We start from the raw sequence: 26,169 nt of genomic DNA, 5'->3' as shown, positions 1-26,169 counted from the left end.
CTTTATTTTGTAACTAGTTCTTGAATGACTTTTGGATATAATACATGTTCAACTGCATGGATTTTCTCAGCAATGGATTGAGCAGTATCTTCCTCTGAAATGTCTATTGCCTTCTGTGCAATAATTGGACCTGTGTCCATGCCTGCATCAACATAATGGACAGTTACACCCGTTACTTTTACCCCTGCTTCATATGCTTGTCCGATAGCATCTTTACCTGGAAAAGCCGGCAGTAATGATGGGTGAATATTGATGATTTTTGACTCATAAGCAGTTAGCAGTGTTTCACCAATTAATCTCATATAGCCCGCAAGGATAACGAGATCAATTTGATATTTTTGTAAAATAGCTGAAATTTCTTGTTCAAACTGAGCTTTTGTTTCATATTCTTTCGGGACAAAACAGAAAACCGGGATATTTGCTGCTTCAGCCCGTGCAATTACACCTGCTGTTGGTTTATCACAAACAACCAAGCTAATGTCTGCCTCTAAAGCTCCACTTTTCACTTCATCTAAAATAGCTTGAAAATTACTGCCATTCCCTGATGCAAAAACGGCTAACTTTTTCATTAAAATGCTCCTCCATTGAATGTTACTCCAGAGCCCTCAATGACACGTCCAATGACATACCCTTTTTCACCATTTGCATCTAGTTTTGCAAGCACATCCTGCAATACTTCTTCTTTCACAGCAAGAACAAAGCCAATTCCCATATTAAATACATTATACATGTCTTCACTTTCCAGCTGACCTTTTCCCTTTAGAAAGTCAAAAATTGCAGGCTTTGGCCATGAACCAAGATCAATTTCCGCTCCTGTTCCTTCAGGTAACATCCTTGGAATATTTTCAATAAAACCGCCACCAGTAATGTGGGCCATTCCATCAACTTGATAGGTTTTAACCACGTCTAAGACAGGCTTCACATAAATTTTTGTTGGTGTTAGAAGTACTTCTCCTAAGTTTTGTGTAAAAGGCTCATAAACCTGATCAAGTTCAAGCTTTTGATCCTCTAACAGAATCTTGCGAACTAATGAAAAACCGTTGCTGTGAATTCCACTTGATGCAAGACCAATTAAAACATGGCCGGACTTAATATGTTCACCTGTTACAATTTCGTCTTTTTCCACAGCTCCAACTGAAAAGCCGGCAACATCATATTCTTCCTCTTCGTATAAACCTGGCATTTCTGCTGTTTCTCCACCAACCAATGCACATCCTGATTGTTCACAACCGTCAGCAATTCCTTTTACAATTTGCTCGATTTTTTCCGGCTTTGCCTTTCCCAGTGCTAGATAATCCAAGAAAAATAAAGGCTCTGCTCCTTGAGCTAAAATGTCATTCACACACATGGCAACAGCATCAATTCCGATCGTATCATGCTTATCAGCCATAAAAGCAAGCTTTAACTTTGTTCCAACACCGTCTGTTCCTGAAACAAGGACAGGCTTTTTGTAATTTAGTTCACTTAAATCAAACATTCCACCAAAGCCGCCAAGTCCACCTAATACACCAGCGCGCATTGTCTTGGCAACATGCTTTTTCATTCTTGTCACAGCTTCATAACCAGCTTCAATATCTACACCAGCTTGCTTATAAATGTCAGACATGTGTGATCCTCCTAAAAAACTAATCTATTTATCAATTTAAAGAGTCAGTGCGAGACTGTTCACTTTGTACTTTAAAGTAAGACAGGAATCGAGCATTCGATTCCTATCACATTTTTTCTATTTACGCTTTTTCATGCGGTAAAACGGTATCTGCATAAATTTCAGTCGGATAACGACCTGTGAAGCAAGCTAAGCATTGACCTCTTGTTTCACCTTCATATGGTCGGCCTAGACCTTCAAGTAAGCCTTCAACACTTAAGAAAGCCAAGCTATCAGCCCCGATAATTTGTCGAATTTCTTCCACTGTATGATTAGACGCAATTAGTTCCTCATGTGTAGAAGTATCAATTCCATAGAAACATGGATTTGCAATTGGCGGTGAACTGATACGCACATGAACCTCTGTTGCCCCTGCTTCACGAAGCATATTCACAATACGTTTACTTGTTGTTCCACGTACAATCGAATCATCAACCATGACAACACGCTTCCCTTCAACAACACCGCGAACAGCAGAAAGCTTCATCTTTACACCTTGCTCACGTAATGATTGTGAAGGTTGAATAAATGTCCGCCCTACATATCTATTTTTAATTAATCCTAACTCATAAGGGATTCCAGTTAATTCAGCAAAACCGATTGCTGCTGAAATACTTGAATCAGGAACACCCGTTACAACATCCGCATCCACTTCGGATTCAACAGCCAAGCGTTTACCAAGGTTTTTACGTGCTGTATGAACGTTAATGCCATCAATATTACTGTCAGGACGTGAGAAGTAAATATATTCCATACTGCATATTGAACGGTTGATATTCATAGAAAAGCGTTCAGAGCGAATTCCTTCATCATTGATAATCAAAAGCTCACCAGGTTGAACGTCTCTTTCGTACTTTGCACCAACCACATCAAATGCACATGTTTCAGATGCAACAACATACGCATCTCCCATGACTCCAATAGACAGTGGACGTAATCCATTAGGATCTAGAGCAACCATCATTTCATTTTCTGTCATAATTAAAAATGCATATGCTCCCTTAATCATCGTTAAGGCATTTTTTACAGCTTCTTTCATATCTTGATAGCCGCTTCTTCTAATCAGATGTGCTAATACCTCAGTATCAGAAGTTGTTTGGAAAATACTCCCTTGGCTTTCAAGCTGATGTTTAACCTGTGTTGCATTCACAAGATTTCCGTTATGTGCAAGAGCTAAGCTTCCGCTATGTGACTTAAAAAGCAAAGGCTGAACATTTTCATATCCGCCTCCACCTGCTGTTGCATAACGAACATGGCCGATCGCGGCTTTACCAGATAGCTCTTTTAATTTCCCGTTTGCAAATACTTCATTGATGAGTCCCAACCCTTTCATACCAGTTAGCTTCTCACCATCACTTGTCACAATCCCGGCACCTTCTTGACCTCTATGCTGGAGACTATGCAAGCCATAATACGTAATTTGCGCTGCTTCCGGGTGACCCCAAATTCCGAATACACCACATTCTTCGTTTAATCCCTTGAGTTCAGCAAGCATGGGATTGCTCCTTTCCATGCATCTTTTAATTCTTCAACAGATGCATCGACAAGTGTTTCATCCTGTTCATTTTTAATAACTAGGTTACCGGAGTTTGTTACTTCCCCGATACAAACCGCTTCAACTAATTGTTCAAATGCTTCTTTGTTTTCCTTTTTCACTGATAGAATAAATCTTGTTTGTGATTCACTAAATAGTGCTGCAGTTGCATCACCTTGAAGAGCTACTTCCGCACCTAGTCCTTTGCCGCCGAATAATGGTTCTGCTAAAGCAACCGCAACGCCACCCTCAGAAACATCATGTGCAGATGCAACTGACTTCGCACGGATTGCGGCTGAAAGCTGTCCTAGTACTTTGCTTTCCTTGTCTAAATCAAGTTCAGGTGATTGACCAAAGATTTTTCCGTGTGTAAGTTTTTGAAGTTCACTACCACCGAATTCTGCTTTTGTTTCACCTACTAAATAAATTAGATCTCCAGCCGACTTGAAATCCTGTGTTGTAATATAATCTGTATCTTCAATTAATCCAACCATTCCGATAACAGGAGTTGGATAGATTGCTGTTCCGTTTGTTTCGTTATATAGTGAAACATTTCCGCCGATTACCGGGGTATTTAATACTCGACAAGCTTCACTAATACCGTCTGCCGCTTTTTCGATTTGCCAGAAAATCTCAGGTTTTTCTGGGTTACCGAAGTTTAGGTTATCTGTAATTGCTAATGGAGTTGCTCCTGAACATACGATGTTACGCGCAGCTTCCGCTACAGCAATTTTCCCGCCAACTTCGGGATCTAGATATAGATAACGAGAGTTACAGTCAGTTGTCATAGCTAACGCTTTTTTCGTATCACGAATACGAACAACAGCTGCGTCAGAACCAGGGGCTACGACTGTATTTGTACGTACCATGTAATCATATTGATCATAAACCCATTCTTTAGAAGAAATCGTAGGTTGTTTTAATAGATTAATAAGTGTTTCTTTATAGTTATCTACTTGAAGTGGTGCTACGTTCATTTTTTGGAACTCTTCATAATACGCAGGTACTTTAGAAGGCTTGTGATAAACTGGTGCCTCTTCAGCAAGAGCATCAACTGGAAGCTCACAAACGACTTCACCTTTATGGAATAGACGAAGCATTTTATCATCTGTTACTCTACCAACTGAAACAGCCTCTAAATCATATTTTTCAAAAAGATCAGTGATTTCTTGCTCTCTTCCTTTTTCAATAACAAGAAGCATTCTTTCTTGAGATTCAGAAAGCATCATTTCATATGGAGTCATTCCTGTTTCACGTTGTGGGATAAGATCAAGATCCATTTCCATACCAGAACCAGCTTTACTTGCCATCTCTGCTGAAGAGCTTGTTAATCCAGCTGCCCCCATGTCTTGAATACCAACTAATGCATCATTCTTAATTACTTCTAAGCAAGCTTCTAATAAAAGCTTCTCCATAAATGGATCCCCAACTTGAACAGCTGAACGATCTGCACCAGAATCGTCGGTTAATTCTTCAGAAGAAAACGTTGCACCATGAATTCCATCACGACCAGTTTTCGCACCCACATACATAACTGTGTTGCCAACACCTTTAGCCTGACCTTTTTTAATATCTTCATGATTAATTAACCCAACACACATTGCGTTAACAAGTGGATTTCCCTCATATGAATCATCAAATTGAATTTCTCCACCTACTGTTGGAATACCGATACAGTTACCATATCCTGCAATCCCTGCAACAACCTCTTCAAATAAGTATTTCACTCGAGGTGTTTTTAGTTCTCCAAAGCGAAGTGAATTCAAGATTGCAATCGGTCTTGCTCCCATTGAGAAAACGTCACGGATGATTCCACCTACACCTGTTGCAGCACCTTGATACGGCTCAATTGCTGATGGGTGGTTATGACTTTCAATTTTAAATACGACGGCTTGGTTATCACCGATATCAACAATCCCTGCACCTTCACCAGGACCTTGTAATACTTTTTCACCTGTAACAGGGAATTTTTTAAGAATTGGTTTAGAGTTTTTGTAACTGCAGTGCTCAGACCACATTACTGAAAAAATACCGATCTCTGTGTAATTTGGAAGACGTCCAATAATTTTTTCAATCAGGGCAAACTCGTCATCACTTACACCCATTTGTCTGTAGATTTTTTCATCTTTTATCATCTGGTTAGTTGGTTCAAGCAGTAGTGACATGAGATTCCCTCCAGTTTTTTACGATTGATTGAAATAATTTTAATCCGTCTGCACTTCCTAATAGCTCATCAACAGCACGCTCAGGGTGAGGCATCATTCCTAATACATTTCCGCGCTCGTTTGTAATGCCTGCAATATCAACTAGGCTGCCATTTGGATTCGTTTCGTACGTAAACACAATTTGATTGTTTTCTTTAAGCGTTTGTAGTGTTTGCTCATCACAATAATAGTTCCCTTCTCCATGTGCGATCGGAATTGAGATAACCTCATCCTTAGCATAAGCTGAAGTAAAGGCTGTTTCATTATTTGCAACCTTTAAATTAACTGGTCTGCACATAAACTTTAAGTTTTCATTTCGTTTCATAGCACCTGGAAGTAATCCTACCTCTAATAAAATCTGGAATCCATTACATACTCCGAGTACAGGTTTACCAGATTCAGCAGCTTTCACGACTTCCTTCATTACATTTGAGAAGCGGGCAATAGCTCCTGAGCGTAAGTAATCTCCGTATGAAAAACCACCAGGTAGAAGAATTCCATCATATTGGCTTAAATCTGTCTCATCATGCCATACATACTCCACTTCTTCACCGAGCTCATCTTTAATTGCATGATACATATCAACATCACAATTAGATCCTGGGAATACAATCACAGCGAATTTCACTTTGTGACAACCTCCTGTACCTCATAGCTAAAGTCTTCAATCACTGTATTAGCAAGTAATTTTTCACACATTTCACGAACAGCTGTATCTAAATCACGATCTGACTTCTCAATCGTTAACTCCATATATTTCCCGATACGAACATCTTGAACTTCATTGTAGTCCATGCTGTGTAATGCACTCTTTACTGCACTTCCTTGTGGATCTAATACACTTTCTCTTAACGTGACATAAACTTTTACTTTGTACATGTTGATTGGCCTCCAAGTCTAGTTAAAATAACCTCATATGCATCTGTTAAACTACCAATATTTCTACGAAAAACATCTTTGTCGAACTTCTCATTTGTGTTGATATCCCATAATCTGCATGTATCAGGTGATACTTCATCAGCAAGAATAATTTTTCCTTCCTCTGTCATACCGAATTCTAATTTAAAATCAATCAGGCGTATATCACAGGAAAGAAAATGAGCCTTAAGCACTTCATTGACCTGCTTGGCAAGTGTTTTTAATGTTTGAACCTGCTCTGGTGTAGCTAATTCTAATAAAGCAATGTGATCTTCTGTAATGAGTGGATCTCCTAAGTCATCGTCTTTATAATAAAACTCCACTAAAGGATTCTTAATCTCTGTTCCTTCTTCAATACCAATTCGTTTAGAAAGGCTTCCTGCTACAACATTTCTTACAACGACCTCTAAAGGAATAATCGTTACTTTTTTCACAAGCTGATCTGTTGATGACAGTCTTTTCACAAAGTGGTTTTCAATATTTTTTGCTGTTAGCTTTTCAAAAATCAATGTGGAAATTTCGTTATTTAAACGACCTTTACCAGTAATCTCTTCCTTCTTCTCACCGTTAAAAGCAGTAGCAGAATCTTTATAAGAGACCCATAGAATATTAGGTTCGTTTGTTTTAAAAATCTGTTTAGCTTTACCTTCATATAGTAACTCAAGCTTTTCTGTGCTCATGAAAGCCCTCCTAAAACTGAATATTGGGAACCTTTAGATTATGTTCTGTCAGATTTTCTTACCTATGTTATTGTTCAAAGAGATAGCAAGGGACTTGTTTAAGCCCTTGCTATTGTTTTTTTAAAGACCAAGACGTTCAAAAATTGCATCTACACCTTTTAAGTGGTAGTTATAATCGAAGCAATCAGCAATGACTTCTTCTGAGAGTCTTGAAGTAATTTTTTCTTCAGCTTCTACTAAACCACGGAAAGGTACTTGTTTTTCCCAAGCTTCCATTGCTTTTGGTTGAACTAGATCATATGCCTCTTCTCTAGTCATTCCAGTATCAATTAAAGCTAGTAGCACACGTTGAGAGTAAATAAGACCTTGTGTACGATCCATATTACGCTTCATATTTTCCGGGAAAACCGTTAAGTTTTTCACGATGTTACCAAAACGATTTAACATATAGTTAAGAGCAATCGTTGCATCCGGTAAGATAATACGCTCAGCAGAAGAGTGAGAAATATCTCTTTCATGCCATAACGGAACATTTTCATATGCTGTTAACATATAACCGCGAATGACACGTGCAAGACCAGTCATGTTTTCTGAACCAATCGGATTACGTTTGTGCGGCATCGCTGAAGACCCTTTTTGACCTTTTGCAAAAGACTCTTCCACTTCACGAGTCTCACTCTTTTGTAACCCGCGAATTTCAACAGCAAATTTTTCGATTGATGTTGCTACAAGTGCGATAGATGCCATGTAATCAGCATGACGATCACGCTGCAGGGTTTGTGTTGAGATTGGAGCTGGTTTTGTTCCTAGCTTTTCACAAACATATTTTTCAACAAATGGATCGATATTTGCATACGTTCCTACTGCGCCAGAGATTTTACCGTACTCAACGCCTTCTGCAGCACGTTTGAAACGATCTAAATTACGCTTCATTTCTTCATACCATAAGCCAAGCTTCAATCCAAATGTGGTTGGTTCAGCATGAACACCATGAGTACGTCCCATCATGACCGTATATTTATGCTCTTGTGCTTTTTCTTTTAAAATTTGGATAAAGTTCTCAATATCTTTCAATAAGATATCATTCGCTTGCTTTAATAAATATGATAAAGCTGTATCAACAACATCTGTTGATGTTAAACCGTAATGAACCCATTTACGCTCTTCACCAAGAGTCTCAGATACTGCTCTTGTAAAGGCTACAACATCATGACGAGTTTCTAGCTCAATCTCATTTATGCGATTCACATCAAATGATGCATTTTTACGAAGTAGTTTTACATCTTCTTTTGGAATAACGCCAAGCTCAGCCCATGCTTCACATGCAAGAATTTCGACCTCTAACCAAGCCTTAAATTTGTTCTCTTCCGTCCAAATTGCACCCATTTCTGGTCTTGTATAACGTTCAATCATTTCTTTTTGCCTCCGTTCAATTTTGACCCCATATTTTATTAATCTTTTCTATATTATCCTGAATTGGTTCAATAATAAATGTTATATGTCCCATCTTACGCTTAGAGGCAGGCTCTTTTTTGCCGTAAAGATGAAGCTTAGCATATTGCAGCAGTGAAAGATGTTCACTTACTATTGATAAATCTTCTCCTAAAAGATTAACCATCATACCACTTTGTAATAGCTTGGTTTGTCCTAAAGGAAGATTACATACAGAACGTATATGTTGTTCAAACTGATCTGTTTCACATAGATCAATCGTGTAATGACCCGAGTTATGCGGGCGTGGTGCCAACTCATTTATATAAATTTCGTCATTGTCTGTTAAGAACATTTCAACAGCAAGTGTTCCTACAAGTTCAAAACTATTTGATAGTTTAATAGCAAGTTCTTCCGCCTTTTGAATGACACGATCTGATACTCTGGCAGGAACGATGCTTTGATATAAAATATTGTCTTTATGAATATTTTCAGCTACTGGGAATGTTTTTGTTTCTCCATTAACAGACCTTGTCACAATTACTGAAATTTCCTTTTCGAAAGGAACCCATTTTTCTAATATACATGTTCCATGAGTTAGCAGCTCCTCTGCTTTTGAGAGATCCTTATCTCCTCGAAGCACAACCTGTCCTTTACCGTCATAACCACCACGGCACGTTTTTAAGACACATGGATACTGAAGCACTTCTACTGCCTTTTGCAGCTCTTCTGCGGAATGGATAATCTCATATGGGGCAACCTGGCACCCCGCATTTACAATCGCAGCTTTTTCTGTTTCACGATCTTGTGTTAGCAAAAGCAATGAACTCTTCTGTGGTAATGAAGCATGCTCTTCTAACCAACGTAAAGCTGTGTAATCAATGTTCTCAAACTCATATGTTATAACATCACTTACCTTAGCTAATTCTTTAATTGCATCAAGATCATCATAGCTAGCTGTTATTTCGATATCAGCAATTTGACCACAAGGACAGTCTTTCGTCGGATCTAATACAGCAATACGATAGCCTAGTTGTCTCGCTGCAATGGCCATCATTCTCCCAAGCTGTCCACCACCGATGATGCCAATTGTACTGCCTGGTAGAATCGTTTGATTAGTCAAGCTCATCACTGCTCTCCAAAACTTTTAATCGTAATTCTTCTCTTCTCGTATCTAGTCTATCAGCTAATGCTTGATTATTTGTGGACAAGATCTCTGCAGCTAATAATCCTGCATTTGTTGCTCCAGCTTTGCCAATGGCAACAGTTGCAACAGGAACACCACCTGGCATTTGAACAATTGATAATAATGAATCAAGACCATTTAAAGCCTTTGACTGAACAGGAATACCAATGACTGGCAGAGTTGTTTTTGCCGCAACCATACCTGGTAAATGGGCTGCCCCACCTGCACCGGCAATAATAACCTTCAAGCCTCTGCTTCTAGCATTCTCAGCATATTCAAACATATAATCTGGTGTACGATGTGCAGAAACTACCTTTTTCTCATACGGAATACTAAGTTCATCCAGTATATCGCATGCAAATTTCATCGTGTCCCAGTCAGAGGTACTTCCCATTATGACTCCAACAATCGGATCCATTCTTTCCCCACCTTTATAAAAAATCATAATAACAAAAAAGCTCGATATTTAACCTTCTCAACTAGTAGAGAAAGTTAGATATATCGAGCTCGGATTTATCTATTTCCGATTCGTATATACACTTTCCCTCATAGTCCGATAATTTACGGTTATCGGGTAGAAACTTCTGGGCCATATTCCCAATTATATATGAGGTATATTTTAAATTAATTATTTACATGTTTATATTAACAATGAAGCTATTCCATGTCAACGTAAAATCGAACGATTTATTTTAATAGTTCCTTATTGTTCGGTTTTTACAGAAGTTTCCCTTCAAATGTAATCATTCTTCCACACGGGATCTGTTCAACCACATTATTCCGGATCTCCTCCTTAAAAATTGGCTGTTCAGTTCTTCTAACCGGCATATACCCTTCCTTACTCATCCTGTCGAGACAATCATCAATTGTTTCATTTTCCTCAACAACAAACTTTTTCTTTTTTGGCTTAGATGTCATGCTCTTACCTCCATGCTCACAGTTCTATGTATTCTACATTCTACCACTATTTATGTAAAGATATCCTTTATATCAACAGTGACTATTTTAGGAAATAAAAAAGAATGATTAACTAAGGAAAACCTTAATCATCATTCACAATATAAAAAATTCAATATTTAGTTTCTCTAAGTTAGGTTATAAAACGTTACTTATTCTCCTACTTAATAGCCATTACTCTAATACGCTTATAATCTGCTTCCCATTGCTGATTCTTATATAAAATGGAACGTAAGCTATTTTCTACATTTTCTAACACCTTCGTTTCTACATCATCAGGCAATGAAGCTAGAAAATTCGGCATAAACATTCGTAACCAGTTTCTAAGCCCTTCTTCACCATCGAGAGCTGTTGGTCTACTAAAATGTACCGCATATGTCACCTTAAAACCAACTTTCTCCATTAATGATGTATACTCACCAATACTAGGGAAATACCAGGGAAGCGACTCACTTGTTACAGGATATCCCTCTTTTTCGCACTGATTCCTAAACTCATTCAAAATCAGCTCAACATTACCAACTCCCCCAAATTCTGCAACAAAACGTCCCCCTACCTTTAAGCTTTCAAACATCTTTTCTAAAGCTGCCATCGGCTCTTTTACCCAATGTAAAGTAGCATTTGAAAAAACAGCATCAAACTCCTCTTTAAAACCTAGTTCCAACACATCTCTGACTTCAAAGTTTAATTGTGGATACTTTTCTTTAGCTTTTACTATCATCGGCTCAGATTGATCCACACCTAAAACAGATACACCTAAGCGACCAAATGTATTCATTAAATCACCAGTACCACATCCAACATCAAGTATTCTCTCACCTTGCATAGGTTTTAACAGCTCTACTAAACCTTGTCCATACTCAGAGACAAATGAATGATGCTGATCGTATAAATTCGCATCCCAATGATTTCTTCTCTCCATTTCGCACCTGCCTGCCTATATGTTTTCTTTAATATAACATGTTTTTGTAAAAAATTGGTGTTTTGTTAAAAACTTCGACTTTTGGCTATTGTTTTTTAAAAACAAAAAAAGACCAGTATCTCTACTGATCTTTTTTCCTCTTTTTACTTGGCAACGTCCTACTCTCACAGGGGGAAACCCCCAACTACCATCGGCGCTAAGAGTTTAACTTCCGTGTTCGGATATCGGCTTGCGATAAGCGGCAAATCTCCGCGTCAACTTGTTCGTTCAGATCCTCATGTGCCAACTACGCACACTCCGGTCTTCTCTCTCTGCGTTTCCTTGATCTTCTTGCTTCTCCCAAGCCTCAGGCTAGTAATTATACTTTATCTCTACATTTTACTAAAAACCTTCGGTTTTGGTAATCGTTTTATTCACACAAAAAAAGACCAGTATCTCTACTGATCTTTTCTTCCTCTTTTTACTTGGCAACGTCCTACTCTCACAGGGGGAAACCCCCAACTACCATCGGCGCTGAAGAGCTTAACTTCCGTGTTCGGCATGGGAACGGGTGTGACCTCTTCGCCATCATCACCAAATAATATAGTTTACGGCTTCCGATAAACTTCACATTTCTGCGTCATCTCATTCGTCAACATCCTCACGTACTGAAGTACGCTCCGGTGTCTCCTCAATCGATTCCTTGAACTGTTCGTTTCTCGAAACCTTCTTACTATGAACTTAGATTGAAAGAATACATATTCCTTCAAAACTAGATAACGATACACAATTCAATTCACTAAGCATTCGCTTATTGTTAGGTTAAGTCCTCGATCGATTAGTATCAGTCAGCTCCACACGTCACCGCGCTTCCACCTCTGACCTATCAACCTGATCATCTTTCAGGGATCTTACTCACTAATGTGATGGGAAATCTCATCTTGAGGGGGGCTTCATGCTTAGATGCTTTCAGCACTTATCCCTTCCGCACATAGCTACCCAGCTATGCCTTTGGCAAGACAACTGGTACACCAGCGGTGCGTCCATCCCGGTCCTCTCGTACTAAGGACAGCTCCTCTCAAATTTCCTACGCCCACGACGGATAGGGACCGAACTGTCTCACGACGTTCTGAACCCAGCTCGCGTACCGCTTTAATGGGCGAACAGCCCAACCCTTGGGACCGACTACAGCCCCAGGATGCGATGAGCCGACATCGAGGTGCCAAACCTCCCCGTCGATGTGGACTCTTGGGGGAGATAAGCCTGTTATCCCCGGGGTAGCTTTTATCCGTTGAGCGATGGCCCTTCCATGCGGAACCACCGGATCACTAAGCCCGACTTTCGTCCCTGCTCGACTTGTAGGTCTCGCAGTCAAGCTCCCTTGTGCCTTTACACTCTACGAATGATTTCCAACCATTCTGAGGGAACCTTTGGGCGCCTCCGTTACATTTTAGGAGGCGACCGCCCCAGTCAAACTGCCCACCTGACACTGTCTCCCAGCCCGATCAGGGCTGTGGGTTAGAATTTCAATACAGCCAGGGTAGTATCCCACCGACGCCTCCACCGAAGCTAGCGCTCCGGCTTCTCAGGCTCCTACCTATCCTGTACAAGCTGTACCAAAATTCAATATCAGGCTACAGTAAAGCTCCACGGGGTCTTTCCGTCCTGTCGCGGGTAACCTGCATCTTCACAGGTACTATAATTTCACCGAGTCTCTCGTTGAGACAGTGCCCAGATCGTTACGCCTTTCGTGCGGGTCGGAACTTACCCGACAAGGAATTTCGCTACCTTAGGACCGTTATAGTTACGGCCGCCGTTTACTGGGGCTTCGGTTCAAAGCTTCGCTTGCGCTAACCTCTCCCCTTAACCTTCCAGCACCGGGCAGGCGTCAGCCCCTATACTTCGCCTTGCGGCTTCGCAGAGACCTGTGTTTTTGCTAAACAGTCGCCTGGGCCTATTCACTGCGGCTTTTCCGGGCTATTCACCCTAAAAAGCACCCCTTCTCCCGAAGTTACGGGGTCATTTTGCCGAGTTCCTTAACGAGAGTTCTCTCGCTCACCTTAGGATTCTCTCCTCGCCTACCTGTGTCGGTTTGCGGTACGGGCACCTCTCACCTCGCTAGAGGCTTTTCTTGGCAGTGTGGAATCAGGAACTTCGGTACTATAGTTCCCTCGCCATCACAGCTCAGCTTATGTGACAATGGGATTTGCCTCATTGTCAGCCTAACTGCTTGGACGCGCATATCCAACAGCGCGCTTACCCTATCCTTCTGCGTCCCCCCATTGCTCAAATGGTGAGGAGGTGGTACAGGAATTTCAACCTGTTGGCCATCGCCTACGCCTTTCGGCCTCGGCTTAGGTCCCGACTAACCCTGAGCGGACGAGCCTTCCTCAGGAAACCTTAGGCATTCGGTGGAGGGGATTCTCACCCCTCTTTCGCTACTCATACCGGCATTCTCACTTCTAAGCGCTCCACGAGTCCTTCCGGTCTCGCTTCTCAGCCCTTAGAACGCTCTCCTACCATTGTTCTAAAAGAACAATCCACAGCTTCGGTGATACGTTTAGCCCCGGTACATTTTCGGCGCAGAGTCACTCGACCAGTGAGCTATTACGCACTCTTTAAATGGTGGCTGCTTCTAAGCCAACATCCTGGTTGTCTAAGCAACTCCACATCCTTTTCCACTTAACGTATACTTTGGGACCTTAGCTGGTGGTCTGGGCTGTTTCCCTCTTGACTACGGATCTTATCACTCGCAGTCTGACTCCTGAACATAAGTCTTTGGCATTCGGAGTTTGACTGAATTCGGTAACCCGATGGGGGCCCCTAGTCCAATCAGTGCTCTACCTCCAAGACTCTCATTTCAAGGCTAGCCCTAAAGCTATTTCGGAGAGAACCAGCTATCTCCAAGTTCGATTGGAATTTCTCCGCTACCCACACCTCATCCCCGCACTTTTCAACGTGCGTGGGTTCGGGCCTCCATTCAGTGTTACCTGAACTTCACCCTGGACATGGGTAGATCACCTGGTTTCGGGTCTACGACCACGTACTCATTCGCCCTATTCAGACTCGCTTTCGCTGCGGCTCCGTCTTATCAACTTAACCTTGCACGGGATCGTAACTCGCCGGTTCATTCTACAAAAGGCACGCCATTACCCATTAACGGGCTTTGACTACTTGTAGGCACACGGTTTCAGGATCTCTTTCACTCCCCTTCCGGGGTGCTTTTCACCTTTCCCTCACGGTACTGGTTCACTATCGGTCACTAGGGAGTATTTAGCCTTGGGAGATGGTCCTCCCTGCTTCCGACGGGATTTCACGTGTCCCGCCGTACTCAGGATCCACTCTGGAGGGAACGAAGTTTCAACTACAGGGTTGTTACCTTCTTTGACGGGCCTTTCCAGACCTCTTCATTTACTCCGTTCCTTTGTAACTCCGTATAGAGTGTCCTACAACCCCAAGAGGCAAGCCTCTTGGTTTGGGCTAATTCCGTTTCGCTCGCCGCTACTCAGGAAATCGCGTTTGCTTTCTCTTCCTCCGGGTACTTAGATGTTTCAGTTCCCCGGGTCTGCCTTTATTACCCTATGTATTCAGGTAAAAATACTACTCCATTACGAGCAGTGGGTTTCCCCATTCGGAAATCTCCGGATCAAAGCTTACTTACAGCTCCCCGAAGCATATCGGTGTTAGTACCGTCCTTCATCGGCTCCTAGTGCCAAGGCATCCACCGTGCGCCCTTAACAACTTAACCTTTGACATCAAAGATGTCACTTACATTATTAAGAGAATCACTAAACTAAGCGTTTAAACTCAGTGAATTACTTGAATTGTTTTCGTTATCTAGTTTTCAAGGAACATAAAGCACAGGATCATCAAATGCTGAATGCATTTTCACTCCTATGTGTTTTCTTACTTATTGAAAGATCGTATGATCTCTCAAAACTAAACAAAATACCAAGCATGCCTCATATCCTTAGAAAGGAGGTGATCCAGCCGCACCTTCCGATACGGCTACCTTGTTACGACTTCACCCCAATCATCTGTCCCACCTTAGGCGGCTGGCTCCTTACGGTTACCCCACCGACTTCGGGTGTTACAAACTCTCGTGGTGTGACGGGCGGTGTGTACAAGGCCCGGGAACGTATTCACCGCGGCATGCTGATCCGCGATTACTAGCGATTCCGGCTTCATGCAGGCGAGTTGCAGCCTGCAATCCGAACTGAGAATGGTTTTATGGGATTGGCTTGACTTCGCAGTCTTGCAGCCCTTTGTACCATCCATTGTAGCACGTGTGTAGCCCAGGTCATAAGGGGCATGATGATTTGACGTCATCCCCACCTTCCTCCGGTTTGTCACCGGCAGTCACCTTAGAGTGCCCAACTGAATGCTGGCAACTAAGATCAAGGGTTGCGCTCGTTGCGGGACTTAACCCAACATCTCACGACACGAGCTGACGACAACCATGCACCACCTGTCACTTCGTCCCCCGAAGGGGAACCTTCTATCTCTAGAAGTAGCGAAGGATGTCAAGACCTGGTAAGGTTCTTCGCGTTGCTTCGAATTAAACCACATGCTCCACCGCTTGTGCGGGCCCCCGTCAATTCCTTTGAGTTTCAGTCTTGCGACCGTACTCCCCAGGCGGAGTGCTTAATGCGTTTGCTGCAGCACTAAAGGGCGGAAACCCTCTAACACTTAGCACTCATCGTTTACGGCGTGGACTACCAGGGTATCTAATCCTGTTCGCTCCCCACGCTTTCGCGCCTCAGCGTCAGTTACAGACCAGAGAGTCGCCTTCGCCACTGGTGTTCCTCCACATCTCTACGCATTTCACCGCTACACGTGGAATTCCACTCTCCTCTTCTGCACTCAAGTTCCCCAGTTTCCAATGACCCTCCACGGTTGAGCCGTGGGCTTTCACATCAGACTTAAGAAACCGCCTGCGCGCGCTTTACGCCCAATAATTCCGGACAACGCTTGCCACCTACGTATTACCGCGGCTGCTGGCACGTAGTTAGCCGTGGCTTTCTGGTTAGGTACCGTCAAGGTACCAGCAGTTACTCTGGTACTTGTTCTTCCCTAACAACAGAACTTTACGACCCGAAGGCCTTCATCGTTCACGCGGCGTTGCTCCGTCAGACTTTCGTCCATTGCGGAAGATTCCCTACTGCTGCCTCCCGTAGGAGTCTGGGCCGTGTCTCAGTCCCAGTGTGGCCGATCACCCTCTCAGGTCGGCTACGCATCGTTGCCTTGGTGAGCCGTTACCTCACCAACTAGCTAATGCGCCGCGGGTCCATCTGTAAGTGATAGCCGAAACCATCTTTCAATTTTGAACCATGCGGTTCAAAATGTTATCCGGTATTAGCTCCGGTTTCCCGGAGTTATCCCAATCTTACAGGCAGGTTACCCACGTGTTACTCACCCGTCCGCCGCTAATCTTCGGGAGCAAGCTCCCTCAGATTCGCTCGACTTGCATGTATTAGGCACGCCGCCAGCGTTCGTCCTGAGCCAGGATCAAACTCTCCAATAAAGTGTTTGATATAGCTCATAAAAGTTTTGTACTATATAGTACGTTTTTTGTTAATCGAAATTAACGTTGGCACGCTTGGTTTTGTTTAGTTTTCAAAGATCATTTGTTGTTAACTTCTTTTTCAGAAGCAACTTTATTAGTATACCGTTCAGAAGATAATAAGTCAACAACTTTTTAAAAGTGTTTTTTAAAATCAAATTTTCAATTCAGCCAATTAACGGCAGATATTTATAATAACTAACTATTAGTTTATTGTCAACTACTTAATTTATTTTTATCAAAACAATAGCTTTTAATGAATTGCCCAGGTAATGATAAAAAAACTTTATTAACTGTATTAATTGAAGAAAATGATAAAACAACATCTATATCTAAAGCCATATTCGCTATCAAATGAATCCTTTGGTACATTAACATTGCGTTAAGTTAATTTATCCTTGATTCTAAAGATTTATTAACGATAATTTCATTTTATCTTCGAAATATTCATCAAAACTCTACATGGGTATGCTTTTCTCATGCCTCAGGCTAGTAAGTTATACCTAGTCTCTACATCTTTACAAAAAACCTCCGGTTTTGGCAATCGTTTTATTAAACACAAAAAAAAGACCAGTATCTCTACTGATCTTTTCTTCCTCTTTTTACTTGGCAACGTCCTACTCTCACAGGGGGAAACCCCCAACTACCATCGGCGCTGAAGAGCTTAACTTCCGTGTTCGGCATGGGAACGGGTGTGACTTCTTCGCCATCATCACCAAATAATATAGTTTACAGCTTCCAATAAACTTCACATTTCTGCGTCATCTCATTCGTCAACATCCTCACGTACTGAAGTACGCTCCGGTGTCTCCTCAATCGATTCCTTGAACTGTTCGTTTCTCGAAACCCTCTTACTATGAACTTAGATTGAAAGAATACATATTCCTTCAAAACTAGATAACGATTCACAATTCAATTCACTAAGCATTCGCTTATTGTTAGGTTAAGTCCTCGATCGATTAGTATCAGTCAGCTCCACACGTCACCGCGCTTCCACCTCTGACCTATCAACCTGATCATCTTTCAGGGATCTTACTCACTAATGTGATGGGAAATCTCATCTTGAGGGGGGCTTCATGCTTAGATGCTTTCAGCACTTATCCCTTCCGCACATAGCTACCCAGCTATGCCTTTGGCAAGACAACTGGTACACCAGCGGTGCGTCCATCCCGGTCCTCTCGTACTAAGGACAGCTCCTCTCAAATTTCCTACGCCCACGACGGATAGGGACCGAACTGTCTCACGACGTTCTGAACCCAGCTCGCGTACCGCTTTAATGGGCGAACAGCCCAACCCTTGGGACCGACTACAGCCCCAGGATGCGATGAGCCGACATCGAGGTGCCAAACCTCCCCGTCGATGTGGACTCTTGGGGGAGATAAGCCTGTTATCCCCGGGGTAGCTTTTATCCGTTGAGCGATGGCCCTTCCATGCGGAACCACCGGATCACTAAGCCCGACTTTCGTCCCTGCTCGACTTGTAGGTCTCGCAGTCAAGCTCCCTTGTGCCTTTACACTCTACGAATGATTTCCAACCATTCTGAGGGAACCTTTGGGCGCCTCCGTTACATTTTAGGAGGCGACCGCCCCAGTCAAACTGCCCACCTGACACTGTCTCCCAGCCCGATCAGGGCTGTGGGTTAGAATTTCAATACAGCCAGGGTAGTATCCCACCGACGCCTCCACCGAAGCTAGCGCTCCGGCTTCTCAGGCTCCTACCTATCCTGTACAAGCTGTACCAAAATTCAATATCAGGCTACAGTAAAGCTCCACGGGGTCTTTCCGTCCTGTCGCGGGTAACCTGCATCTTCACAGGTACTATAATTTCACCGAGTCTCTCGTTGAGACAGTGCCCAGATCGTTACGCCTTTCGTGCGGGTCGGAACTTACCCGACAAGGAATTTCGCTACCTTAGGACCGTTATAGTTACGGCCGCCGTTTACTGGGGCTTCGGTTCAAAGCTTCGCTTGCGCTAACCTCTCCCCTTAACCTTCCAGCACCGGGCAGGCGTCAGCCCCTATACTTCGCCTTGCGGCTTCGCAGAGACCTGTGTTTTTGCTAAACAGTCGCCTGGGCCTATTCACTGCGGCTTTTCCGGGCTATTCACCCTAAAAAGCACCCCTTCTCCCGAAGTTACGGGGTCATTTTGCCGAGTTCCTTAACGAGAGTTCTCTCGCTCACCTTAGGATTCTCTCCTCGCCTACCTGTGTCGGTTTGCGGTACGGGCACCTCTCACCTCGCTAGAGGCTTTTCTTGGCAGTGTGGAATCAGGAACTTCGGTACTATAGTTCCCTCGCCATCACAGCTCAGCTTATGTGACAATGGGATTTGCCTCATTGTCAGCCTAACTGCTTGGACGCGCATATCCAACAGCGCGCTTACCCTATCCTTCTGCGTCCCCCCATTGCTCAAATGGTGAGGAGGTGGTACAGGAATTTCAACCTGTTGGCCATCGCCTACGCCTTTCGGCCTCGGCTTAGGTCCCGACTAACCCTGAGCGGACGAGCCTTCCTCAGGAAACCTTAGGCATTCGGTGGAGGGGATTCTCACCCCTCTTTCGCTACTCATACCGGCATTCTCACTTCTAAGCGCTCCACGAGTCCTTCCGGTCTCGCTTCTCAGCCCTTAGAACGCTCTCCTACCATTGTTCTAAAAGAACAATCCACAGCTTCGGTGATACGTTTAGCCCCGGTACATTTTCGGCGCAGAGTCACTCGACCAGTGAGCTATTACGCACTCTTTAAATGGTGGCTGCTTCTAAGCCAACATCCTGGTTGTCTAAGCAACTCCACATCCTTTTCCACTTAACGTATACTTTGGGACCTTAGCTGGTGGTCTGGGCTGTTTCCCTCTTGACTACGGATCTTATCACTCGCAGTCTGACTCCTGAACATAAGTCTTTGGCATTCGGAGTTTGACTGAATTCGGTAACCCGATGGGGGCCCCTAGTCCAATCAGTGCTCTACCTCCAAGACTCTCATTTCAAGGCTAGCCCTAAAGCTATTTCGGAGAGAACCAGCTATCTCCAAGTTCGATTGGAATTTCTCCGCTACCCACACCTCATCCCCGCACTTTTCAACGTGCGTGGGTTCGGGCCTCCATTCAGTGTTACCTGAACTTCACCCTGGACATGGGTAGATCACCTGGTTTCGGGTCTACGACCACGTACTCATTCGCCCTATTCAGACTCGCTTTCGCTGCGGCTCCGTCTTATCAACTTAACCTTGCACGGGATCGTAACTCGCCGGTTCATTCTACAAAAGGCACGCCATTACCCATTAACGGGCTTTGACTACTTGTAGGCACACGGTTTCAGGATCTCTTTCACTCCCCTTCCGGGGTGCTTTTCACCTTTCCCTCACGGTACTGGTTCACTATCGGTCACTAGGGAGTATTTAGCCTTGGGAGATGGTCCTCCCTGCTTCCGACGGGATTTCACGTGTCCCGCCGTACTCAGGATCCACTCTGGAGGGAACGAAGTTTCAACTACAGGGTTGTTACCTTCTTTGACGGGCCTTTCCAGACCTCTTCATTTACTCCGTTCCTTTGTAACTCCGTATAGAGTGTCCTACAACCCCAAGAGGCAAGCCTCTTGGTTTGGGCTAATTCCGTTTCGCTCGCCGCTACTCAGGAAATCGCGTTTGCTTTCTCTTCCTCCGGGTACTTAGATGTTTCAGTTCCCCGGGTCTGCCTTTATTACCCTATGTATTCAGGTAAAAATACTACTCCATTACGAGCAGTGGGTTTCCCCATTCGGAAATCTCCGGATCAAAGCTTACTTACAGCTCCCCGAAGCATATCGGTGTTAGTACCGTCCTTCATCGGCTCCTAGTGCCAAGGCATCCACCGTGCGCCCTTAACAACTTAACCTTTGACATCAAAGATGTCACTTACATTATTAAGAGAATCACTAAACTAAGCGTTTAAACTCAGTGAATTACTTGAATTGTTTTCGTTATCTAGTTTTCAAGGAACATAAAGCACAGGATCATCAAATGCTGAATGCATTTTCACTCCTATGTGTTTTCTTACTTATTGAAAGATCGTATGATCTCTCAAAACTAAACAAAATACCAAGCATGCCTCATATCCTTAGAAAGGAGGTGATCCAGCCGCACCTTCCGATACGGCTACCTTGTTACGACTTCACCCCAATCATCTGTCCCACCTTAGGCGGCTGGCTCCTTACGGTTACCCCACCGACTTCGGGTGTTACAAACTCTCGTGGTGTGACGGGCGGTGTGTACAAGGCCCGGGAACGTATTCACCGCGGCATGCTGATCCGCGATTACTAGCGATTCCGGCTTCATGCAGGCGAGTTGCAGCCTGCAATCCGAACTGAGAATGGTTTTATGGGATTGGCTTGACTTCGCAGTCTTGCAGCCCTTTGTACCATCCATTGTAGCACGTGTGTAGCCCAGGTCATAAGGGGCATGATGATTTGACGTCATCCCCACCTTCCTCCGGTTTGTCACCGGCAGTCACCTTAGAGTGCCCAACTGAATGCTGGCAACTAAGATCAAGGGTTGCGCTCGTTGCGGGACTTAACCCAACATCTCACGACACGAGCTGACGACAACCATGCACCACCTGTCACTTCGTCCCCCGAAGGGGAACCTTCTATCTCTAGAAGTAGCGAAGGATGTCAAGACCTGGTAAGGTTCTTCGCGTTGCTTCGAATTAAACCACATGCTCCACCGCTTGTGCGGGCCCCCGTCAATTCCTTTGAGTTTCAGTCTTGCGACCGTACTCCCCAGGCGGAGTGCTTAATGCGTTTGCTGCAGCACTAAAGGGCGGAAACCCTCTAACACTTAGCACTCATCGTTTACGGCGTGGACTACCAGGGTATCTAATCCTGTTCGCTCCCCACGCTTTCGCGCCTCAGCGTCAGTTACAGACCAGAGAGTCGCCTTCGCCACTGGTGTTCCTCCACATCTCTACGCATTTCACCGCTACACGTGGAATTCCACTCTCCTCTTCTGCACTCAAGTTCCCCAGTTTCCAATGACCCTCCACGGTTGAGCCGTGGGCTTTCACATCAGACTTAAGAAACCGCCTGCGCGCGCTTTACGCCCAATAATTCCGGACAACGCTTGCCACCTACGTATTACCGCGGCTGCTGGCACGTAGTTAGCCGTGGCTTTCTGGTTAGGTACCGTCAAGGTACCAGCAGTTACTCTGGTACTTGTTCTTCCCTAACAACAGAACTTTACGACCCGAAGGCCTTCATCGTTCACGCGGCGTTGCTCCGTCAGACTTTCGTCCATTGCGGAAGATTCCCTACTGCTGCCTCCCGTAGGAGTCTGGGCCGTGTCTCAGTCCCAGTGTGGCCGATCACCCTCTCAGGTCGGCTACGCATCGTTGCCTTGGTGAGCCGTTACCTCACCAACTAGCTAATGCGCCGCGGGTCCATCTGTAAGTGATAGCCGAAACCATCTTTCAATTTTGAACCATGCGGTTCAAAATGTTATCCGGTATTAGCTCCGGTTTCCCGGAGTTATCCCAATCTTACAGGCAGGTTACCCACGTGTTACTCACCCGTCCGCCGCTAATCGTTGGGAGCAAGCTCCCTCAGATTCGCTCGACTTGCATGTATTAGGCACGCCGCCAGCGTTCGTCCTGAGCCAGGATCAAACTCTCCAATAAAGTGTTTGATATAGCTCATAAAAATTTGTACTATATAGTACGTTTTTGTTAATCGAAATTAACGTTGGCACGCTTGGTTTTGTTTAGTTTTCAAAGATCATTTCCAGCTTGTCCAGCCATCTATCTTAACCACGACCGGAATTACATCTTAACATCTCCATAAAGCAATGTCAACAATAAAGTTGAGATTTATAAATGTTACTAACGTCAGAGGATTTTAACTTCTCGCGACTAGGTTTATATCTTACCAATCAAATTAATATTAATCAACTGGTATTTTTTTTGGGGGGTATTCATCTACGGAACGTTAGATACCTCTGTCCCATATAATTTAAGATCGTATATACACATGCAGAAAGTAATATTGATAACTCACTTCCTAATATAGTTGATTTAAATATATCCTTAAACAAAAGATGATACCCGATAGGATACGATATAAAGTAACTTCCTAATATAACAATAGTAAAAAGCAGTATTCCCTTTTTATTTTCTACATTACTTTTAAATGTAAAGTTACGATTCAAAAAATAGCTCACTATTGCCCCCACACTATTTCCGATAAATGTTGAACTCCAATAAGATAACTTAAGGACCTCAAACAGTAGAAGTATAATTGATATTCCTATAATAGTATTTAACACCCCAACAAGAATGTACCTAATAAAAGTGTTTGATTTATTAAAGTAATTCTCTATGCTCTCCACCATTTGGTTCTAAATTCCTCTCCATCAATTGTTGTGTCAAGTTAAGAGTATTAACATCTATACTGTATCTTGGTCGTCTTTTGGATTCTTTATAAACCTTACCAATATATTCTCCAATCAATCCAATTGCAATTAGCTGCAATCCTCCTATTAGCCAGATAGATGTAATAAGTGATGTCCAACCAGTTTGTGTTTCTCCAAGAAATTTTAATGTAATAAAATAAGTCCCAAATAACAGGCTAGTGATAAAAGATAATATTCCTACCAGCATTACAAACCTTATAGGTGTTACAGAGAATGACGTAATACCTTCAAATGCAAATGATAGCATTTTTCTCAATGGATATTTAGTATCGCCTGCGAGTCTTTCTTTACGGTTATAGTAAATAGATGTTGATGGAAAACCTAATAAAGGAACAATCCCTCTCAAGAACAAATTAACTTCCTCAAACTTTTCTAACTCTTCAACTGCTCTCTTACTCATTAATCGAAAATCTGCATGGTTATAGACAAGGTTTACGCCTAGCCTTTGCATCATTTTATAAAATCCTAATGCTGTAGCTTTTTTGAAGAATTTATCTGCGTCTCTTTTCTCCCTTACTCCATAGACAATATCGAATCCGTCACTAAATTTTTGCATAAAATCCTTTATTACACCTACATCATCTTGTAAATCTGCATCAATTGAAATAACACAATCCGATGTTTTGCATGCAGTGATTAATCCGGCTAATAGAGCATTTTGGTGGCCAACATTTCTTGCCAGCTTTAATCCATGGATAAATTCACTTTCCAGACTATTTTTATATATGATCGACCATGTCCTGTCTCTACTTCCATCATCAACAAACAGAACTTTACTTTTTTCGGAGATGATATTAGTCTCAATTAGGTAATTTATTTCCTCTAATAACACCGATATAGTATCTGGTAACACTTCTTCTTCGTTATAACATGGTACAACGATTGTTAAAATAGGATCATTCATGGTAAAACCTCCAGCTTTATAAGACTTTATACAAGTAAATTTTCCAAGCGGATGACTTTGACTCAAATGTTCTCTCAAGTTCCAATTGATTAACATCGCTGTTCTCAATCGGTACTGCCGAAAATATATACATCCCTCCCAAGTCTTTTAATGCTCTTGTATTTAATTCAAGGTTTTTTAACGTTTTCTTTGAATTCTTTTTAAACATATAATGCTTGCCAAGTTCATCTGTGAATAGATAACAACGTCCTCCCCACTCATCAAAGTAGGTACGTATCGTTTTATTTTTCTCAAGCTCTTTTTCAATAATGGCTCTAAATTTGTACTTATATGATAAAGGATAGAAATTATTATATGTATCAAGTGTGTAAAAACCGTTATATTGTGGTATGGAAGGATGAATACCAATACTCACTACCCTGTAATCTTCTTGTGGCAATCCTATATACAGCTTAATCTCTTTGAACTGTTCTTCAGCATAAAACTCTTTTACTGACGGTTTTTTATGATAGATAATTTCATCATTAAAGCCTAATAGTATAACAACTTGAGCTATGATAAAAAATGTCGCTAGCGGCTTCCAGCTATTTCTCTGATTCCATATTATTTTGAGTCCTAACCCAAACCCAACATATATGATCAATGGTCTTAAGAAATGAAACCTTGCAAAGTTAAAAGTGTCCAGGACATGAAATTTTTTCGTTAAAGGTAACCATCCCTTGTAAAACCAAAACGCATACCAGGCGGATAACAAGAAGTTTAATATTAGGAAATATATAAACACCTTCTCTTCTTTCCATAACTTTTTTGAAATAATGATGGTAAGAGAGAGAAATAAAACAGCTAGTACAAAAATTCCATGAACTGTCATTACATGTGTATGACCTAACACAAAATTTTTAAATGTTAATCTTATTACTCTCCACCAAGAAAGTCTTGCATGAAAATATTCATCTCTACTATTTGGCTCTTCATCAAAAATAAAAGAGTATACTAATCGATACTCAACTATTAAATACAGTGCTGTCATGTAGCAAAGTGAAAATAGAAAATTATAATTTCGTTTTCCTCTAATAAAATCAATAACCCAGAAAACACCCATCCCAAATAAAAAAAAGAAAAATCCTAAAACAAAACTGGAGTAAAACGGTAAAAGCGTTAAAACAAGATATTGCTTCCACGTTCTAGTTCCGTTTCTTACATGTAAAAAAGACCATAGAGCAAGTGGCATCCCTAATGTACTGAGCATTCCGGAAGGCCAAAAAGGTGTCAATGCAAATGCTAATGCAACCCCAACAGAAATAAGATGGTATTCTTTATTTTTCAGGAAGTGATCTTTTAGAAGTAAATACATCCCTATAAAAGCAAATATTCTAGTAATTGTTTGACTGAGTGCATAAGCAACCATAGTGGGAAACATAACATACAGCCACACAATCAAGCTGAATTCAGTACCATACGCGTTTCTGGGAAGCCCATTAATCACTTGAGAGATTGTTGCATTAGTTGAACCTAATAGCTGCCCACTTTCACTCAATACCTTATACCAGGCCATATTAGAATCTAGATTATCATGAACACGAATATGGGCATTCTCTCCTAAACAATATAATGGAGATAGGTATATACAGATGATAAATAAAGCCAATAAAATTAAGAATTTCTCTTTGTTCATTCTTTTAACATGCAACATCCACACCTCTAATTAGTGAACAAATATCTAATAGTACTTATTAAGATTTACAAAATCAGGATAATAATACTAAAAAATTAAATGAAAATTTTCTAAAAAGAGTTTAAGAAAAAATAT

At 42.3% G+C, this 26,169-nt stretch carries 15 protein-coding genes, 6 rRNA genes and 1 riboswitch; all 21 genes read right to left on the bottom strand.

Features of this window, described 5'->3' with window-relative positions:
- Positions 1-2: 2 nt before the first annotated feature.
- The gene (gene purN / locus BK577_RS13260) at positions 3-569 is read right to left on the bottom strand and encodes a phosphoribosylglycinamide formyltransferase (protein WP_078433222.1); all 567 of its coding nucleotides are present in this window, start codon (positions 567-569) and stop codon (positions 3-5) included.
- The gene (gene purM, locus BK577_RS13255) at positions 569-1,606 is read right to left on the bottom strand and encodes a phosphoribosylformylglycinamidine cyclo-ligase (RefSeq protein ID WP_078433221.1); all 1,038 of its coding nucleotides are present in this window, start codon (positions 1,604-1,606) and stop codon (positions 569-571) included. The genes purN and purM overlap by 1 nt, the downstream gene beginning before the upstream one ends.
- Positions 1,607-1,727: 121 nt before the next feature.
- The gene (gene purF / locus BK577_RS13250) at positions 1,728-3,140 is read right to left on the bottom strand and encodes an amidophosphoribosyltransferase (protein ID WP_078433220.1); all 1,413 of its coding nucleotides are present in this window, start codon (positions 3,138-3,140) and stop codon (positions 1,728-1,730) included.
- Positions 3,116-5,344: a phosphoribosylformylglycinamidine synthase subunit PurL gene (purL, locus tag BK577_RS13245; RefSeq protein WP_078433219.1), complete on the bottom strand. Its 2,229-nt coding sequence runs from the start codon at positions 5,342-5,344 to the stop codon at positions 3,116-3,118. Before purL ends, purF begins: the two co-directional genes overlap by 25 nt.
- The gene (gene purQ, locus BK577_RS13240) at positions 5,328-6,011 is read right to left on the bottom strand and encodes a phosphoribosylformylglycinamidine synthase subunit PurQ (protein WP_078433218.1); all 684 of its coding nucleotides are present in this window, start codon (positions 6,009-6,011) and stop codon (positions 5,328-5,330) included. Before purQ ends, purL begins: the two co-directional genes overlap by 17 nt.
- Positions 6,008-6,262, bottom strand: coding sequence for a phosphoribosylformylglycinamidine synthase subunit PurS (gene purS / locus BK577_RS13235; protein ID WP_026562375.1), 255 nt, complete (start codon positions 6,260-6,262; stop codon positions 6,008-6,010). The genes purQ and purS overlap by 4 nt, the downstream gene beginning before the upstream one ends.
- Entirely contained in the window at positions 6,250-6,981 is a 732-nt protein-coding gene (gene purC / locus BK577_RS13230) for a phosphoribosylaminoimidazolesuccinocarboxamide synthase (RefSeq protein ID WP_078433217.1), read from the bottom strand. The genes purS and purC overlap by 13 nt, the downstream gene beginning before the upstream one ends.
- A 120-nt stretch (positions 6,982-7,101) precedes the next feature.
- Positions 7,102-8,394 (bottom strand): adenylosuccinate lyase, encoded by a 1,293-nt coding sequence (gene purB, locus BK577_RS13225; RefSeq protein ID WP_078433216.1) that lies wholly within the window; start codon positions 8,392-8,394, stop codon positions 7,102-7,104.
- Positions 8,395-8,410: 16 nt separating this feature from the next.
- Positions 8,411-9,541 (bottom strand): 5-(carboxyamino)imidazole ribonucleotide synthase, encoded by a 1,131-nt coding sequence (purK, locus tag BK577_RS13220; RefSeq protein WP_078433215.1) that lies wholly within the window; start codon positions 9,539-9,541, stop codon positions 8,411-8,413.
- Complete coding sequence (gene purE / locus BK577_RS13215) at positions 9,528-10,016, bottom strand: 5-(carboxyamino)imidazole ribonucleotide mutase (protein ID WP_078433214.1); 489 nt, start codon at positions 10,014-10,016, stop codon at positions 9,528-9,530. Before purE ends, purK begins: the two co-directional genes overlap by 14 nt.
- 111 nt (positions 10,017-10,127) lie before the next feature.
- A riboswitch (purine riboswitch) is annotated at positions 10,128-10,229 on the bottom strand.
- An 86-nt stretch (positions 10,230-10,315) separates the two neighbouring features.
- Positions 10,316-10,516 carry an NETI motif-containing protein gene (locus BK577_RS13210; RefSeq protein ID WP_078433213.1) on the bottom strand — a complete coding sequence of 67 codons (201 nt, stop codon included), beginning with the start codon at positions 10,514-10,516 and terminating at the stop codon, positions 10,316-10,318.
- A gap of 199 nt (positions 10,517-10,715) precedes the next feature.
- A complete protein-coding gene (locus BK577_RS13205) occupies positions 10,716-11,477 on the bottom strand; it encodes a class I SAM-dependent methyltransferase (RefSeq protein ID WP_078433212.1) in 762 nt (253 codons plus the stop codon).
- Positions 11,478-11,939: 462 nt separating this feature from the next.
- Positions 11,940-12,055 (bottom strand): 5S ribosomal RNA (gene rrf / locus BK577_RS13200).
- A gap of 219 nt (positions 12,056-12,274) precedes the next feature.
- Positions 12,275-15,204, bottom strand: a 23S ribosomal RNA gene (locus tag BK577_RS13195).
- A 226-nt stretch (positions 15,205-15,430) separates the two neighbouring features.
- Positions 15,431-16,980 (bottom strand): 16S ribosomal RNA (locus tag BK577_RS13190).
- Positions 16,981-17,623: 643 nt separating this feature from the next.
- Positions 17,624-17,739, bottom strand: a 5S ribosomal RNA gene (gene rrf, locus BK577_RS13185).
- Positions 17,740-17,958: 219 nt separating this feature from the next.
- A 23S ribosomal RNA gene (locus tag BK577_RS13180) occupies positions 17,959-20,888 on the bottom strand.
- A 226-nt stretch (positions 20,889-21,114) separates the two neighbouring features.
- Positions 21,115-22,664: ribosomal RNA gene (locus BK577_RS13175) — 16S ribosomal RNA — on the bottom strand.
- Together the 16S, 23S and 5S rRNA genes form the textbook arrangement of a ribosomal RNA operon.
- 293 nt (positions 22,665-22,957) lie before the next feature.
- Complete coding sequence (locus tag BK577_RS13170) at positions 22,958-23,374, bottom strand: GtrA family protein (protein WP_078433211.1); 417 nt, start codon at positions 23,372-23,374, stop codon at positions 22,958-22,960.
- On the bottom strand, positions 23,346-24,359 hold the full coding sequence (locus BK577_RS13165) for a glycosyltransferase family 2 protein (RefSeq protein WP_078433210.1): 1,014 nt from the start codon (positions 24,357-24,359) through the stop codon (positions 23,346-23,348). The genes BK577_RS13170 and BK577_RS13165 overlap by 29 nt, the downstream gene beginning before the upstream one ends.
- Positions 24,360-24,375: 16 nt before the next feature.
- The gene (locus BK577_RS13160) at positions 24,376-26,049 is read right to left on the bottom strand and encodes a DUF6044 family protein (protein ID WP_425435943.1); all 1,674 of its coding nucleotides are present in this window, start codon (positions 26,047-26,049) and stop codon (positions 24,376-24,378) included.
- Positions 26,050-26,169: the final 120 nt, after the last annotated feature.

The organism is Metabacillus halosaccharovorans, assembly GCF_002019635.1.
In the GTDB taxonomy this organism is placed as follows: domain Bacteria; phylum Bacillota; class Bacilli; order Bacillales; family Bacillaceae; genus Metabacillus; species Metabacillus halosaccharovorans.
Note: the sequence above shows the minus strand (reverse complement) of the source record. Positions and strands in the feature narration are given on the sequence as shown.

Excerpts from the sequence above, each read along its gene's own strand:
- purN (WP_078433222.1), bottom strand. The coding sequence starts at position 569 with ATGAAAAAGTTAGCCGTTTTTGCATCAGGGAATGGCAGTAATTTTCAA.
- purM (WP_078433221.1), bottom strand. The coding sequence starts at position 1,606 with ATGTCTGACATTTATAAGCAAGCTGGTGTAGATATTGAAGCTGGTTAT.
- purF (WP_078433220.1), bottom strand. The coding sequence starts at position 3,140 with ATGCTTGCTGAACTCAAGGGATTAAACGAAGAATGTGGTGTATTCGGA.
- purL (WP_078433219.1), bottom strand. The coding sequence starts at position 5,344 with ATGTCACTACTGCTTGAACCAACTAACCAGATGATAAAAGATGAAAAA.
- purS (WP_026562375.1), bottom strand. The coding sequence starts at position 6,262 with ATGTACAAAGTAAAAGTTTATGTCACGTTAAGAGAAAGTGTATTAGAT.
- purC (WP_078433217.1), bottom strand. The coding sequence starts at position 6,981 with ATGAGCACAGAAAAGCTTGAGTTACTATATGAAGGTAAAGCTAAACAG.
- purB (WP_078433216.1), bottom strand. The coding sequence starts at position 8,394 with ATGATTGAACGTTATACAAGACCAGAAATGGGTGCAATTTGGACGGAA.
- purK (WP_078433215.1), bottom strand. The coding sequence starts at position 9,541 with ATGAGCTTGACTAATCAAACGATTCTACCAGGCAGTACAATTGGCATC.
- purE (WP_078433214.1), bottom strand. The coding sequence starts at position 10,016 with ATGGATCCGATTGTTGGAGTCATAATGGGAAGTACCTCTGACTGGGAC.
- BK577_RS13210 (WP_078433213.1), bottom strand. The coding sequence starts at position 10,516 with ATGACATCTAAGCCAAAAAAGAAAAAGTTTGTTGTTGAGGAAAATGAA.
- BK577_RS13205 (WP_078433212.1), bottom strand. The coding sequence starts at position 11,477 with ATGGAGAGAAGAAATCATTGGGATGCGAATTTATACGATCAGCATCAT.
- BK577_RS13170 (WP_078433211.1), bottom strand. The coding sequence starts at position 23,374 with ATGGTGGAGAGCATAGAGAATTACTTTAATAAATCAAACACTTTTATT.
- BK577_RS13165 (WP_078433210.1), bottom strand. The coding sequence starts at position 24,359 with ATGAATGATCCTATTTTAACAATCGTTGTACCATGTTATAACGAAGAA.